13 protein-coding genes and 1 pseudogene are annotated in these 13,982 nt (G+C 72.1%); 12 read left to right on the top strand and 2 right to left on the bottom strand.

Annotation, left to right across the window (positions count from 1 at the left end; translation table 11 throughout):
* Positions 1-17: 17 nt before the first annotated feature.
* From E6R62_RS33870 to E6R62_RS33840, 7 genes are all read left to right on the top strand, one after another.
* The gene (locus E6R62_RS33870; protein ID WP_136217317.1) at positions 18-650 is read left to right on the top strand and encodes an MBL fold metallo-hydrolase; all 633 of its coding nucleotides are present in this window, start codon (positions 18-20) and stop codon (positions 648-650) included.
* A gap of 30 nt (positions 651-680) precedes the next feature.
* A complete protein-coding gene (locus E6R62_RS33865; protein WP_136217316.1) occupies positions 681-1,460 on the top strand; it encodes an exodeoxyribonuclease III in 780 nt (259 codons plus the stop codon).
* Positions 1,461-1,532: 72 nt separating this feature from the next.
* Positions 1,533-1,973: a DUF6278 family protein gene (locus E6R62_RS33860; protein ID WP_136217315.1), complete on the top strand. Its 441-nt coding sequence runs from the start codon at positions 1,533-1,535 to the stop codon at positions 1,971-1,973.
* 105 nt (positions 1,974-2,078) lie between these two features.
* Positions 2,079-2,822 carry an amino acid ABC transporter ATP-binding protein gene (locus E6R62_RS33855; protein ID WP_136217314.1) on the top strand — a complete coding sequence of 248 codons (744 nt, stop codon included), beginning with the start codon at positions 2,079-2,081 and terminating at the stop codon, positions 2,820-2,822.
* A gap of 67 nt (positions 2,823-2,889) precedes the next feature.
* The gene (locus tag E6R62_RS33850) at positions 2,890-3,792 is read left to right on the top strand and encodes a glutamate ABC transporter substrate-binding protein (protein WP_136217338.1); all 903 of its coding nucleotides are present in this window, start codon (positions 2,890-2,892) and stop codon (positions 3,790-3,792) included.
* Positions 3,793-3,809: 17 nt separating this feature from the next.
* Entirely contained in the window at positions 3,810-4,454 is a 645-nt protein-coding gene (locus E6R62_RS33845) for an amino acid ABC transporter permease (protein WP_136217313.1), read from the top strand.
* The gene (locus tag E6R62_RS33840; RefSeq protein WP_136217312.1) at positions 4,451-5,338 is read left to right on the top strand and encodes an amino acid ABC transporter permease; all 888 of its coding nucleotides are present in this window, start codon (positions 4,451-4,453) and stop codon (positions 5,336-5,338) included. The genes E6R62_RS33845 and E6R62_RS33840 overlap by 4 nt, the downstream gene beginning before the upstream one ends.
* Before the next feature lie 36 nt (positions 5,339-5,374).
* Here the strand turns inward: E6R62_RS33840 and E6R62_RS33835 are convergent, their stop codons facing one another.
* On the bottom strand, positions 5,375-7,003 hold the full coding sequence (locus E6R62_RS33835; RefSeq protein WP_136217311.1) for a CocE/NonD family hydrolase: 1,629 nt from the start codon (positions 7,001-7,003) through the stop codon (positions 5,375-5,377).
* Between the two features lie 272 nt (positions 7,004-7,275).
* On the opposite strand from E6R62_RS33835, the gene murJ reads away from it, so the two are divergent.
* Positions 7,276-8,886 (top strand): murein biosynthesis integral membrane protein MurJ, encoded by a 1,611-nt coding sequence (gene murJ / locus E6R62_RS33830; RefSeq protein ID WP_240802055.1) that lies wholly within the window; start codon positions 7,276-7,278, stop codon positions 8,884-8,886.
* A gap of 47 nt (positions 8,887-8,933) precedes the next feature.
* The gene (locus E6R62_RS33825; protein WP_136217309.1) at positions 8,934-10,241 is read left to right on the top strand and encodes a cytochrome P450; all 1,308 of its coding nucleotides are present in this window, start codon (positions 8,934-8,936) and stop codon (positions 10,239-10,241) included.
* Here E6R62_RS33825 and E6R62_RS33820 read toward each other — a convergent pair.
* Positions 10,201-10,926, bottom strand: a complete 726-nt coding sequence (locus E6R62_RS33820) for a hypothetical protein (protein ID WP_136217308.1) — start codon at positions 10,924-10,926, stop codon at positions 10,201-10,203. The genes E6R62_RS33825 and E6R62_RS33820 overlap by 41 nt on opposite strands.
* A 113-nt stretch (positions 10,927-11,039) precedes the next feature.
* Between E6R62_RS33820 and ggt the strand changes: the two genes are divergently transcribed.
* The 3 genes and pseudogenes from ggt to E6R62_RS33805 all read left to right on the top strand — a co-directional run.
* Positions 11,040-12,842 carry a gamma-glutamyltransferase gene (gene ggt / locus E6R62_RS33815; RefSeq protein WP_136217307.1) on the top strand — a complete coding sequence of 601 codons (1,803 nt, stop codon included), beginning with the start codon at positions 11,040-11,042 and terminating at the stop codon, positions 12,840-12,842.
* 23 nt (positions 12,843-12,865) lie between these two features.
* Positions 12,866-13,246 (top strand): PPOX class F420-dependent oxidoreductase, encoded by a 381-nt coding sequence (locus E6R62_RS33810; protein ID WP_136217306.1) that lies wholly within the window; start codon positions 12,866-12,868, stop codon positions 13,244-13,246.
* 45 nt (positions 13,247-13,291) lie between these two features.
* Positions 13,292-13,982, top strand: a pseudogene (locus E6R62_RS33805) (hypothetical protein); the annotation flags it as partial.

Below are 13,982 nucleotides of genomic sequence, written 5' to 3'. Positions count from 1 at the left end.
GGCGCTAGCCTGGGATCATGAAACTCACCAAGCGCCTGCACTCGTGCGTTCAGCTGGAGAAGGACGGGCGCGTGCTCGTCATCGACCCGGGCGCCTTCAGTGAACCCGACGCGGGGCTGGGGGCGGACGTGCTGCTGGTCACCCACGAGCACCCCGACCACTTCGAGGAGGGCCGGCTGCGCGCCGCGCTCGACGCGAACCCGCGGGCCCGGCTGTGGACCCTGCGCAGCGTCGCGGAGAAGCTGGCCGGCGCCTACCCGGGCCGGGTGCGCACCGTCGGCCACGGCGACGCCTTCGAGGCCGAGGGGTTCGACGTCCGGGTGTACGGCGAGCTGCACGCCGAGATCCACCCGGACATGCCCCGCGTCACCAATGTCGGCTACCTCGTGGACGGTTCGCTCTTCCACCCCGGGGACGCGCTGACCGTGCCAGGCGTGCCCGTCGAGACCCTGATGCTCCCGGTGCACGCGCCCTGGAACAAGATCGCCGAAGTGATCGACTACCTGCGCGAGGTGAAGCCCCGCCGGGCCCTCGACATCCACGACGCCTATCTTGCCGACCTCGCCCGGCCCGTCTACGACAACGTCCTGAACGCCCTCGGCGGCACCGAGCACGGCCGGCTCACCGCCGGGGACGCCACGGACCTGTGACCGTCGGTGCCGGGCGGTAGGTTGGTCGGCATGCGCATCGCCACATACAACGTCAACTCGATCACCGCCCGGCTGCCGCGTCTGCTGGCCTGGCTGGAGAGCTCCGGCACGGACGTCCTGTGCGTCCAGGAGACCAAGTGCTCCGCGGAGCAGTTCCCGCACGACGAGCTGCGCGAGCTGGGCTACAAGGCCGTGGTCAACGCCACCGGCCGGTGGAACGGCGTCGCGGTGATCTCCCGGGTCGGTCTGGACGAGGTGGTCGTGGGGCTGCCCGACGGTCCCGCCTACGAGGGCGTGGAGGAACCCCGCGCCATCTCCGCGACCTGCGGCGGCGTGCGCGTGTGGTCGGTGTACGTGCCGAACGGCCGCGAGGTCGCCCACGACCACTACGGCTACAAACTGGACTGGTTCCGCGCCCTGGCGGCGGCCGTCGCGCAGGACGCGGCCGGCCCGCGCCCGTTCGCGGTGCTCGGGGACTACAACGTGGCGCCGACCGACGACGACGTGTACGACCCGTCCGTGTTCGAGGGGATGACCCACGTCACCCCCGCCGAGCGCGCCGCCCTGGAGGCGCTGCGGGCCGCCGGACTCCGCGACGTGGTGCCCCGCCCGCTCAAGTACGACCACCCGTACACGTACTGGGACTACCGCCAGCTCGCCTTCCCCAAGAACCGCGGCATGCGCATCGACCTGGTCTACGGCAACGAACCCTTCGCCAAGGCCGTCACCGATGCCTACGTCGACCGCGAGGAGCGCAAGGGCAAGGGCGCCTCGGACCACGCCCCGGTCGTCGTCGACCTGGAGCTCTGACCCGGCGGCCCGGGAATTCCGGTCCTGCGCGCCCTGTGGCCAGGCGGGGACGGCGGTGCGAGTCTGGTCGGTATGAACATCCCCTTCCTGGCCAACTGGCGCAGCCGGCACGCGACGGAACAGGGTGCGGGGCTCGCCGCCGCCCTCGCGGACGATCCCGAGGGCATGGCCGAGCTGTTCTCGGAGTGCCAGATGCTGCGCGCCCAGGCGAGGTCCGCCGGGCTCGAACTCGACGGGAGCGCGGCGTCGTTGGAGGCGCTGGACCAGCTGATGCCCCGCTGGCGGCGGGACCCGGAGGCCGTGCCCTGGCTGGGGAACGACGCCGGTTTCTACCTCGGGACCCTGATCGTCCGGACCATCCCCGGGGCCCGCTGGCAGGTGTGGCCGAACGGCCAGCCGGTGATCCGCCTCGCCTCCGGACGGGAGCTGAACGTGGTCGAGACGGGCGTGTCCTGGGCCGTGACGGGGTCGCCGGAGCTGTCCCAGGCCTACGCCGAGGCCTCGGAGGGCTGATCTCGAAGGCCTTTATGTCGGCTTTAGGCGTGTCGAGGCGAAGTGCCCTTCCGCGGCTGGATAGTTTGCGCTGACCTCGACACCGACAAGTGGGCAGGGCAGCGTATGGCCGTCGATCCGTTGATCGAGCTGCGGGACGTCAACAAGTACTACGGGGAACTTCACGTCCTCCAGGACATCAACCTCACCGTCGGCCGCGGGGAGGTCGTGGTCGTCATCGGCCCCTCCGGCTCCGGGAAGTCGACGCTCTGCCGGGTCGTCAACCGGCTGGAGACGATCGAGTCGGGCACGATCGTCCTCGACGGGCGTCCCCTGCCGGCCGAGGGCAAGGAACTCGCCGGTCTGCGCGCCGAGGTCGGCATGGTGTTCCAGTCCTTCAACCTCTTCGCCCACAAGACGATCCTCGCCAACGTCTCCCTCGCGCAGATCAAGGTCAGGAAACGCAAGAAGGACGAGGCGAACAAGCGCTCACGCGAGCTGCTGGAGCGGGTGGGCCTCGCCGACCAGGCCGACAAGTACCCCGCGCAGCTCTCCGGAGGCCAGCAGCAGCGGGTCGCCATCGCACGCGCCCTCGCGATGAACCCGAAGGCACTCCTCTTCGACGAGCCCACCTCCGCCCTCGACCCCGAGATGATCAACGAGGTGTTGGAGGTCATGCGCCGGCTCGCCTCGGAGGGCATGACGATGGTCGTGGTGACGCACGAGATGGGCTTCGCCCGCTCGGCGGCCAACCGGGTCGTGTTCATGGCCGACGGGAAGATCGTCGAGGACCGGGCCCCGGAGGCGTTCTTCACCGCACCCGAGAGCGACCGGGCCCGCGACTTCCTCTCCAAGATCCTCAAGCACTGAGGGGGGACGGCCCGTGAAACGCCTCATCGGCTCCCGCACGCCCACCCGCCCGCACCGGCCCACCCGTCTGTTCCTCCTACCCCTGCTCGCCGTGCTCGCCCTGCTCGGCGCCGCCACCGGCTGCGGCAAGCCCGGCAGCCCCCCGGTCAAGGGACCCCAGCCCGACGCCCTGCCCGTCTACCACGTCGCCACGGGCTTCGGGCTGCCGGACTCCCCGACCTGGCAGGCCGCCGAGCGCCGCGGCCACCTCGTCGTCGGGGTCAAGGAGGACCAGCCCTACCTCGGCGAGAAGGACCCCTCCAGCGGCCGTTACTCCGGCTTCGACATCGAGATCGCCAGGATGATGTCGGCCTCCCTCGGCTTCGACCCCAAGACCATCGAGTTCAAGACCATCGCCTCCGCCAACCGCGAGACCGCCCTCCAGAACGGCCAGATCGACTTCTACGTCGGCACCTACACGATCAACGCCAACCGCAAGAAGCAGGTCGGCTTCGCGGGCCCCTACTTCATGGCCGGCCAGTCGCTCCTCGTCCGCAAGAACGAGAAGGACATCAAGGGCCCCGGCGACCTCGCCGGCAAAAAGGTCTGCTCCGCCTCCGGCTCCACGCCCTACCAGCGCCTGGAGCGCGAGTACCCCCAGGCGGTGCTCGTCGCCTACGACACGTACTCCGCCTGCGTGGACAACCTGCTCAGCTACCAGGTCGACGCGGTCTCCACGGACGACTCGATCCTCCTCGGCTACGCCGCCAAGGTCCCCGAGGAACTCAAGGTCGTCGGGAAGCCCTTCTCCAAGGAGCCCTACGGCATCGGCGTCCCCCGCAACGACAACGCGCTTCGCCTCGCCCTCGACGACGCCCTCGCGCAGAACGAGAAGAACGGGAACTGGAAGAAGGCGTACGCGGCCACGCTCGGCCTCTCCGGCGTACCGGCTCCGCATCCGCCCGCCATCGACCGCTACCCGGCGGGCTGAGGGGAGAGCACACCGCCATGGAAGTACTGACCCAGAACTTCTCGATCTACCTCAAGGGTTTTCTCGGGACCCTCGAACTCACCGTCTACGCCTCCCTCCTCGCCCTCGCGCTCGGCTTCGTGATGGCCTCCTTCCGGGTCGCCCCCATCGGATCGCTGCGCGTCTTCGGCACGGTGTGGGTGACCGTGCTGCGCAACACCCCGCTCACCCTGCTGTTCTTCGCCGTCCTGCTGGGCCTGCCCCGCTTCGGGGTGGTCCTGCCCTTCGAGCTGTTCGCCGTGCTCGCGCTCGGCTGTTACACCTCCGCCTTCATCTGCGAGGTGCTGCGCTCGGGCATCAACACCGTGCCCAAGGGCCAGGGCGAGGCGGCCCGCAGCCTCGGGATGTCCTTCACCCAGACCCTGGGCGGCGTCGTGCTGCCCCAGGCCTTCCGCTCCGTCATCCCGCCGATCGGCTCCACCCTGATCGCGCTCGCCAAGAACTCCGCGATCGCCGGCGCGTTCAGCGTCACCGAGCTGCTGGGCACCTACAAGCCCCTGAGCGAACTCGGCTACAACATCGTCTGGACGTTCGTCTGGATCGCCGTCGGTTACCTGATCATCACCCTGTCCATCAGCGCGCTGTTCAACGTGCTGGAGAAGCGCTGGGGAGTCGTCCGATGACCGCGCACTCGCTGTACGGGGACACGCAGTCCACCGCCCTCTACGACGTCCCGGGCCCGCAGGCGCGGCGCCGGCACCTCGTCTACGGAATCCTCTCGACGGTGCTGATCCTGGCGCTGCTCGGCTGGATCGTCTACCTGCTCTTCCACACCGGGCAGTTCAGTGCCGCCAAATGGACGCCCTTCGAGTACGAGGGCATCCGGAAGCTGCTGCTGACGGGCCTCGGCAACACCCTCAAGGCCTTCGCCTACGCCTCGGTGCTCTCGCTCGCCCTGGGGGCCGTACTCGCCACCGGACGGCTCTCCGACCACTTCCCGGTGCGCCTGGCGGCCACCGTGTTCGTGGAGTTCTTCCGGGCCATGCCCGTCCTGGTGATGATCTTCTTCATCTTCGTCGCCCTCCAGGTGCAGCCCCTGCCCGCGCTGGTCGCCGGGCTGACCCTGTACAACGGCTCTGTGCTGGCCGAGGTCTTCCGGACGGGTGTCAACGCGGTGGACAAGGGCCAACGGGAGGCCGCGTACGCCCTGGGCATGCGCAAGACGCAGGTGATGGCCCACGTGCTCGCGCCGCAGGCGGTCCGGGCGATGCTCCCCGCGATCATCAGCCAGTTGGTGGTGGCCCTCAAGGACACCTCGCTGGGGTTCCTGATCACCTACGAGGAGTTCCTGCACGCCGGGAAGCTGATCGCCTCGAACCTGGACTACGACCTGCCCTTCATCCCGGTGGTGCTGGTCATCTCACCGGTCTACATCGGGATGTGCATGCTGCTGTCCTGGTTCGCGACCTGGGTGGCCGGACGCGAGCGCCGCAACCCCAAGACCGAGGCGGTCGACGTCGCCCCCGCCGACCCGGGCACGCTGCTGCCGGGCACGCCGCTCCGGTAACCCCCCGGAACCGGCCCGGCCGGCAGCAGCCGCGGATCACTGCTCGCGCAGCGGCACCGAGACGTACGAGGGATCGGTGCGCGGCGAGGAGAAGGTCAGCTGCGCGCCGGCCGGGTTGTGTTCGATGTACAGCGGGTCCACGGTGTCGACGACGACGGCGAGCCGGTGGCCGGCGGGCACGTCGTAGGCGGTGGAGAAGAGGTCCAGGTCCACCCCGAAGGCCTTGCCGGGGGTCTTGCCGTGGAAGGAGTACGGCGCGTTGGTGACCAGCTTGCCGATGCCCAGGGGGCCGACGTCGTACAGGTACGCGACGAAGGTGCCGTCGCCGGCGGTGGGGGTGACGGTGGTGTGCAGCCGCACGGTGCCCCGTACGCGCCGGTCGGTGTCGTGGCGCTCCGACTGCCAGACGGCGGCGAAGGCGCGCGGGAGCAGCGGGATCGAGGCGACCGGGGGCGCCTGGGCGAGCTGGTCGAGGACGCTGGAGAGGAAGACGATCCCGCCGTCGGCGCCCGAGTCCACGTTCGCCCGGATGTGTTCGCTGTCGGAGAGGGCGAGCTTCTCGGAGCCGCCGGAGCCGACCGACTTCCAGTCGGCGTAGCCCTCGTAGCCGCTGTCGCCGCGGGACTTGATCTGGACGGGGGCCTCGGTGTCGACGCCGTTGCGCTCGCCCTTGAGGTAGCGGTCGAACCAGCGGTGGGCGTTGGTCCAGGTGTCGTTGGGCAGTCCGAACAGGCCGGTGGCCTCGGCGGTGGCGTGGTCGCCCGGGCGGAACTCCAGGCGCTTGGGGCCGGTCAGCTTCTCGAAGAAGTCCGCGTACTGGTTGGGCGGGAAGATGGTGTCACCCCAGGCGTTGCCCATCAGCACGGCCGGGTGGTTGGTGTTGATCCGGTCGACCTGGTAGGCCGCCGAGCGGGCCTTGCCCCATTCGATCATCTGCGGTTCGCGGTCGAGCCACGACCCGAGGAAGTCACCGAGGATGCCCTGGAGTTCCGGGCCGGGGCGGCCGGTGAGGTAGCCGGCGCCGCCGAGCAGCGCGGCGGCCTGGAGGTGCTGGGTGCGGCCGGAGTAGATGGACTCGACGATGTCGGCCCAGCCGCTGAGCGCCACCACGGCCTTGATCCGGGGGTCGTGCGCGGAGGCGAGCAGGCTGATGCCGGCCCCGTACGAGACGCCGCCCACGCCGATGCGTCCCGCGTCGGCCGGGGTGTGGGCCAGGGCCCAGTCGATGACGGCCGAGACGTCGGCGACGTCGGGCGGTCCCGCGACCTCGATCTGTCCTCCGGAGAGCCAGAAGCCCCGGGAGGTGTAGCCGACGACGACGTAACCGGAGTCGGCCAGTTGCCTGGCCTGGGCGATGTATTCGATCTGCGGCAGGCCCCAACTGGTGGGCAGCACGATCAGCGGGTAGGTCCGGTCGCCCCGGGCGCCGGCCGGGGTGAAGACGTTGCCCTTGAGGGTGATCCCGCCGGAGCCGGGGATGTCGTGGAAGCGCAACTCCGACGAGGACGAGTCCGGGGACGCGTCCGGGTAGGGGGACGAGGTGTCGGAGGCGTTGGTGGTGGCCGCGTCCATGGCCGCCGCCTGGGCCTGATGGGGGGCCAGGCCCAGGGCGGCTGCGGCCAGCAGGGCCGCCACCGCTGCCGCGGTGCTGGTGGTGCGGGGCATCGATGCTCCTCGCGTACGCCGGTGACAAAGTGTGCCGACGGTAACGGGAGCGGCTTACCGGAGGTAACCCGTGAGTAAGTTACGTACCGGTAACGATTGACTTCGTGTCAACAGTGGCCTCGGGTTACCCTCGTCGCCGATCGACGACAGAGCGGGGACCTCCTGATGGACCAGTACGCCGACACGAGCGGCCGGTGACGGCCGCCGGGTCGCCGGCCCTCACCCGACACCGCGACGACGCGCCTCCGAAGAACCCGGGGCGACAGACGTCGGTGCGGCGCAGCGGCGCCCTCATGGCAGCCGGCTCGATCGTCTCCCGCGCCACCGGCTTCGTCCGCTCCGCCGTCGTCCTCGCGGCCCTCGGAACCCAGATCCGCGGCGACGGCTACGCCGTGGCCAACACCGTCCCCAACATCCTCTACATGCTGCTGATCGGCGGCGCGCTCAACGCCGTCTTCGTGCCCGAACTGGTCAAGGCCGCCCGTGAGGACCCGGACGGCGGGACCGCCTACACCGACCGGCTGCTCACCGCCTGTACCGTCGCGCTCCTCACGTTGACCGCCGTGGCCGTCGTGGCCGCCCCGGCGATCATCTCCGCGTACACGCCCTCCGCGTACACGCCGGCCGAGGTGGACTCCACCGTGGCCCTGGCCCGGTTCTGCCTGCCGCAGATATTCTTCTACGGGATGTTCACCCTGCTCGGGCAAGTGCTGAACGCCCGGGGGAAGTTCGGGGCGATGATGTGGACCCCGGTCCTCAACAACCTCGTGATCATCGCGGTGTTCGGGCTGTTCCTCGCCTTCTCGCAGCACAGGGGCGCGGGCTTCACCTCCGGCGAGACCCGGCTGTTCGGCATCGGCACCACCGCGGGCATCGTCATCCAGGCCATCGCCCTGATCCCGTCCCTGCGCTCCGCCGGCTTCCGCTGGCGCCCGCGCTTCGACTGGCGCGGCAGCGGCCTCGGCCGCCCCCTGCGCAACGCCGGCTGGCTGGTCCTGCTGGTCCTCGCCAACCAGTTCGCCTACTGGGTCGTGACCCGGCTCTCCACCACCGCCGGGAAACTCGCCGAGGGCGCCGGTGTCGCGGGCGGCGCCGGCTACGTCGCCTACACCAACGCCTACCAGCTGTGGATCGTCCCGCAGGGCATCGTCACCGTCTCCCTGGTCACCGCCCTGATGCCCCGCATGAGTTCCGCGGCGGCCTCGGGCGACCTCGGCGCCGTCCGACGCGACGTCTCCTACGCCCTGCGCACCGGCGCCGCGCTGATCGTGCCCGCCGCCGCGCTGTTCGCGGCGCTCGCCCCCTGGCTCACGGCCTGTGTCTTCCGGTACGGAGAGGTCAAGGCCGCCGACGCCGAGGTGATGGCGGGGATACTCGTGGCGTTCGCGCCCGGCCTGATCGCCTTCTGCGCCCAGTACGTCCTCTCGCGCGGCTTCTACGCGCTCGGCGACACCCGGACCCCGTTCCTCCTGAACCTGGTCATCGTCGCCCTCAACGCCGGTCTCTCCTACACCGCCTACGAGGCGCTTCCCCTGCGCTGGATCGTGACCGGCATGGCCGCCGCCTCGTCGGTGGCCTTCACCGCGGGCGCCGCGGTCACCGCCCTCGCCCTCGCCCGACGGCTCGGCCCGCGCACCCCGGGCGGCGCCGGGCGCGACGGCACGGCGGTCGGCACCCACCTGCGACTGCTGGCGGCCTGCCTGCCCGCGGCCGCCGCCGGATACGCCGCCGCCCGCGCCTGCGAGGCGGCCGGCCGGTTCGCCGCCACCGGCGCGGGGACCGCGGTGCTCATCCTCGTCGTCCTCCTCCTGGCCAAGCCCCTGCGCCTGACGGAGATCAGCGCCCTGACGGCGGCCCTGCGCCGCAAGCCGCGCGAGGGGTAGCCCGCGCCCCCTTGCGGGGAGGGGGCGCGGGCGCCACCGTAGGCGCCATGACCGACGCCCCCGCGCGCGGCGTCGACGACGCCCCCGACGTCTTCGACCCCCGCCTCTACGCCGCGGGCATCCCGCACGAGCGCTACCGGACGCTGCGCGAGCGACACCCGGTGGCGTGGCAGCCCGAGCCGGAGGTCCTGGGCTGGCCCGCCGGCCCCGGGTTCTGGGCCGTCACCCGACACGCCGACACCGTACGGGTCCTGCGTGACCACGCCAGGTACTCCTCATGGCTGGGCGCCACCCAGATCCGCGACCCCGACCCGGCCGACCTGCCGTTCCTGCGGCGCACCATGCTCAACCAGGACCCGTCCCCCCGCTCCGGCGCGCCCGGGGAGACACCCGCGTCGCACGGGCGGTTGCGCCGGCTCGTCGCCCGGGCCTTCACCCCCGCCCGGGTCGACGCCTTCGCCGACCGGGTGCGCGCCCGCGCCCGGGCCCTGCTGTGCGCGGCCCGCGAGGGGGCCGTGGACGGCGTGGCCGATGTCGTCACCGCCGTCACCGACGAGTACGCCCTGCTCAACCTGACCGACCTGCTGGGCGTCCCGGCGTCGGACCGGGGCCTGCTGCTCGACTGGACCGTGCGGGTCATCGGCTACCAGGACCCCGAGGACACGCCCGCCCCGCTGCGCGGCCCCGACGGGAAACCGCTCAACCCCCGCTCCCCGGCACTGCTCGGCGAGATGTTCGACTACGCCCGCGAACTGGCCGCGCACAAAAGGGCCCACCCCGGCGGGGACGTGATGACGGCCCTCGCCGAAGCGGGCCTGGCCCCGGGCGAGCTGGAGATGTTCTTCTTCCTGCTGACCGTGGCCGGAAACGACACGGTGCGCGGCGCGGCGCCCGGCGGTCTGCTCGCCCTGGCCGGCGCCCCGGACGCCTACCGTCGACTGGCCCGGGGCGACGTGCCCATGGAGCGCGCGGTGGAGGAACTCCTGCGCGTCCACCCGCCGGTGCTCAGCTTCCGCCGCACCGCGGCCGTCGACACCGTGCTCGCCGGGCAACCGATCCGCGCCGGTGACAAGGTGGTGGTCTTCCACGCCTCCGCCAACCACGACGAACGGGTCTTCCGCGCACCCGACCGCCTGGACCTCGACCGGTGGCCCAACCCGCACGTCTCCTTCGGCGACGGCCCGCACGTCTGCCTGGGCGCCCACTTCGCCCGGCTCCAACTGCGGACCCTCTACGAGCAGTGGCGCGAACTCATGCCCGTTCCCGAACCGGCGGGAGCGCCGAGGCGGTTGGTGTCCAACTTCATCAACGGGGTCACGCGGCTGCCGCTGCGGGTGTCCGCGCCGCGCGCGTGACGTCGGCCAGCAGCTCGACCACGTCCGGGCCGTAGGCGTCCGAGTTGATCACCTTGAGGATCACGCAGAAGGAGTCGTTGCCGTACTTGCGGGCCAGCGCCCGATGGTGGCGGGCCAGGTACCGCGCCCCCGCCTGGTTGCTGATCGCGGTCTGCCCGGAGATCAGGAACACCGGCCGGGTCCCCGGCCCCGTCGTCAGCCGGGCCAGCAGCACGTGGTCCACCCGGCCCTTGTCCCAGCGGAACGTGTCCTCGCCGACCCGGATCGCGCCCCGGTCGGGGCCCGCCTCGACGGAGTGGTCGACCAGCACGCCCGGCAGCATGGAGGCCAGGTGCGCGGCCGTGCGCGCGTTGGAGACCGGACCGCCCACACAGAACTCGGCCCGTTCCCCGAACCCCTGACGGGCCGTGTCGTGGGAGACGATCCGCAGGTTCGCCGAGCAGTCCTTGATCAGCGCGGATATCTCCAGCAGCGCGAAGGCGTCGTTGCGGTGCACCGACCCCTCCGTGCCGCCCATCTGACGGTTGACCACGAACACGCAGTCCGAGCCGCTGGGCAGCCCGAAGAAGGCCTGCTTGCGGCGCAGTGTGCGGCGCCACAGGTACGTCCGGGAGAACCAGCCGAAGCCCCCGCTGATGGCGGTGGCCACCACTCCGAGCACGATGTTGCGCACGTCGTCGTTCATGGCGCGGATGTTAACCCGCCCCGGGCGGTCCTGACGTGGGGGGTGCGGTGAAGCTACAGTGCCGGACCGGGCCCGTCACAGGGGATCTGACGGGCTGTCGACTGGAGGTACGGATGCGTCGTCCCGCCGCACGTCAGTTCGCGCTCGTCGCCCTCGCCGGGGCGCTGGTGTCCACCGGAGCCGCCGCACCGCCGTCGGCCGCGGCCGACGCTCCCGCGAAGGTCCCGGTCGCAGTCGGCTACGGCGGGGCCGTCGCCAGTGTCGACGCCGACGCCTCGGCGGCCGGCATCGCGGTGCTGCGCTCGGGCGGCAACGCCGTGGACGCCGCGGTCGCCACCGCCGCCGCGCTCGGGGTCACCGAGCCGTACTCCGCCGGGATCGGCGGCGGCGGTTACTTCGTCTTCTACGACGCCGCCTCCCACCGGGTGGAGACCATCGACGGGCGCGAGACCGCCCCGGCGACCGCCACCGCCACCCTGTTCCAGGAGAACGGCGTCCCCATCCCCTTCGCCGAGGGCCAGACCAGCGGTCGCGGTGTCGGCGTCCCCGGCACCCCGGCGACCTGGAAGAGCGCCCTGGACGCCTGGGGCACCCGGCCACTGGGGCAGCTCCTGAAGCCCGCGGAGAAGCTCGCCCGGGACGGTTTCACCGTCGACTCCACCTTCCGGGCGCAGACCGAGCTCAACCAGGACCGCTTCAAGGACTTCCCGGACACGGCGAAGCTGTTCCTGCCGGGAGGGGCGCTGCCGGTCGTCGGCTCCACCTTCAAGAACCCTGACCTGGCGGCCACCTACGCCGAAATCGGCCGCAAGGGCGCCGGCGCCGTCTACCGGGGCCCGCTCGCCGAGGACATCGTCCACGCGGTCCGCAAGCCCCCCGTGAGCCCGGCCGCCACCCGCACCGTCCGCCCCGGCGACCTGAGCTCCGAGGACCTGCGGGCCTACGCGACCAAGCGGCAGGCCCCCACCCGGGTGCGATACCGGGGCCTCGACGTCTACAGCATCGCCCCCTCCTCCTCCGGCGGAACCACCGTCGGCGAGGCGCTGAACATCCTGGAAGGCACGGACCTGCGGGGTCTGTCCGAAACGCAGTACCTGCACCGCTTCATCGAGGCGTCGCGCATCTCCTTCGCCGACCGGGGCCGCTGGGTCGGCGACCCGGCCGCCGAACAGGTCCCCACCCGTGAGCTGCTCTCCCAGCGGTACGCCGACAGCCGGGCCTGCCTGATCACCCCGGACCGGGCCCTCACCAGCCCGCTCGCCCCCGGCGACCCGCGCCACCCGGCCCCGTGCGCCGCATCCGGGCCGGCCGCGCCCACCACGTACGAGGGCGAGAACACCACCCACCTCACGGTCGCCGACCGCTGGGGCAACGTGGTCTCCTACACGCTGACCATCGAATCCACCGGCGGCAGCGCCATCACCGTCCCGGGCCGCGGCTTCCTGCTCAACAACGAACTGACCGACTTCTCCTTCGCGCCCGCCGCCCCAGGCGTCCCGGACCCGAACCTGCCCGGCCCGGGCAAGCGGCCGCGTTCGTCCATCTCGCCGACCATCGTCCTGCGGGACGGGAGCCCGGTGCTGGCCGTCGGCTCCCCGGGCGGCGCCACCATCATCACCACCGTGCTCCAGACCCTGCTCGGGCACCTGGACCGGGGCCTGCCGCTGGTCGACGCCATCGCCGCGCCGCGCGCCAGCCAGCGCAACCAGAGCACCACAGAGCTGGAACCGGGTCTGTGGAACAGCCCGGTCCGCGCGCAGCTGGAGGCGCTCGGCCACGCCTTCCGGCAGCACCCGGAGATCGGCGCCGCCACCGGCGTCCAGCGCCTCCCGGACGGTCGCTGGCTGGCCGCGGCCGAGCCCAGCCGCCGGGGCGGGGGATCGGCGATGGTCGTACACCCGCACGGGCGTCCGTAGGGGCCTGGGCCTAAGGTCGGGGCATGACCGTTGAGGAGCTCGGCCGGGGCAAGTACGTCAGTCTGACCACGTTCCGCAAGGACGGCACCCCCGTCGCCACCCCCGTGTGGGCGGTGGCCGACGGGGGCGAGCTGTACGTGTGGACGCGCAGCGATTCGTGGAAGGTCAAGCGCATCCGCAACAACGGGCGGGTCACCGTGGCCCCCTGCGACGTGCGCGGACGCGTACCGCGGGGTGCGGTCGCCGTGGAGGGGCAGGCGCGGTTGCTGGACGAGAGCGGGTTGAGGCGGGTGCGCGGGCTGATGTCGCGCAAGTACACCTGGCAGTTCTGGGTGGTGGACCTGCCGGCCGCGCTGGCGCGGCGCGGCAAGCGCCCGCACACCGGTATCGCCGTCAAGCTTTGAGATTCCCGTAGCCCGCCCGTAACACGCATGGGGTCCAATGCGGGCATGGACACGGCGACTTCGCTGCTGGTCGGTCAACTCGCGCAGTACCTGCGCGGGTTGGCCCGCAGACTGGACCCGGGATCGGGCTGGTACGGGGAGTTCCTGCGCCGGGACCCGGAGGGGATGCGGGCCTGCCTGGACGGGGCCGCGATCCCGCCCCGGGACGTGTTGGAGTCGTTGCTGCTGGACGCGGCGGCCTCGGCGGGGGAGGTGCGGTACGCCGCCGGACTGCGGGAGGCGGCGGCCGCCGCGTGGGACCGCGCGCCGGGCGGCGCGCGGCAGTTGCGGGAACTGCTGGTCCGGGCCGCCGAGCAGCGGGTGGCGGCGGAGGCGGCCCTGGCGAGCCTGACGGCGCGACCGGACGGGGTCCCCGCTGCGCCGGGGGAGCGGGAGTCGGCGCGGGAGCGGGAGCGGGAGCGGGCATGGCTCCGGGACGACGCGGCCCGCGCGGCGGACCGCCACCGGGACCTGACGGCCCGCCTCTCGGCGCTGCCGGTGGAGCCGGCGCGGCCCCCGCGGGTCCCGGGGCCCCGGCGCGAGGGCGCGACCACCCGCCTGGTGGCGGAGCCGCCGGAGTCGGGCCCGGGTGTGTGGGAGCCCCGCTACGAGGGTCCGGCCGCCGACTTCGGTGTGCAGCCGCCGGAGTCGGCGCGGCCCCCGCGGGTCCCGGGGCCCCGGCGCGAGGGCGCGACGA

The sequence above is a fragment of the Streptomyces sp. A1136 genome, from assembly GCF_004795055.1.
In the GTDB taxonomy this organism is placed as follows: Bacteria; Actinomycetota; Actinomycetes; order Streptomycetales; family Streptomycetaceae; genus Streptomyces.
Note: the sequence above shows the minus strand (reverse complement) of the source record. Positions and strands in the feature narration are given on the sequence as shown.

Excerpts from the sequence above, each read along its gene's own strand:
- E6R62_RS33860 (WP_136217315.1), top strand. The coding sequence starts at position 1,533 with ATGAACATCCCCTTCCTGGCCAACTGGCGCAGCCGGCACGCGACGGAA.
- E6R62_RS33810 (WP_136217306.1), top strand. The coding sequence starts at position 12,866 with ATGACCGTTGAGGAGCTCGGCCGGGGCAAGTACGTCAGTCTGACCACG.
- E6R62_RS33840 (WP_136217312.1), top strand. The coding sequence starts at position 4,451 with ATGACCGCGCACTCGCTGTACGGGGACACGCAGTCCACCGCCCTCTAC.
- ggt (WP_136217307.1), top strand. The coding sequence starts at position 11,040 with ATGCGTCGTCCCGCCGCACGTCAGTTCGCGCTCGTCGCCCTCGCCGGG.
- E6R62_RS33820 (WP_136217308.1), bottom strand. The coding sequence starts at position 10,926 with ATGAACGACGACGTGCGCAACATCGTGCTCGGAGTGGTGGCCACCGCC.
- E6R62_RS33845 (WP_136217313.1), top strand. The coding sequence starts at position 3,810 with ATGGAAGTACTGACCCAGAACTTCTCGATCTACCTCAAGGGTTTTCTC.
- E6R62_RS33825 (WP_136217309.1), top strand. The coding sequence starts at position 8,934 with ATGACCGACGCCCCCGCGCGCGGCGTCGACGACGCCCCCGACGTCTTC.
- E6R62_RS33835 (WP_136217311.1), bottom strand. The coding sequence starts at position 7,003 with ATGCCCCGCACCACCAGCACCGCGGCAGCGGTGGCGGCCCTGCTGGCC.
- E6R62_RS33870 (WP_136217317.1), top strand. The coding sequence starts at position 18 with ATGAAACTCACCAAGCGCCTGCACTCGTGCGTTCAGCTGGAGAAGGAC.
- E6R62_RS33855 (WP_136217314.1), top strand. The coding sequence starts at position 2,079 with ATGGCCGTCGATCCGTTGATCGAGCTGCGGGACGTCAACAAGTACTAC.
- E6R62_RS33865 (WP_136217316.1), top strand. The coding sequence starts at position 681 with ATGCGCATCGCCACATACAACGTCAACTCGATCACCGCCCGGCTGCCG.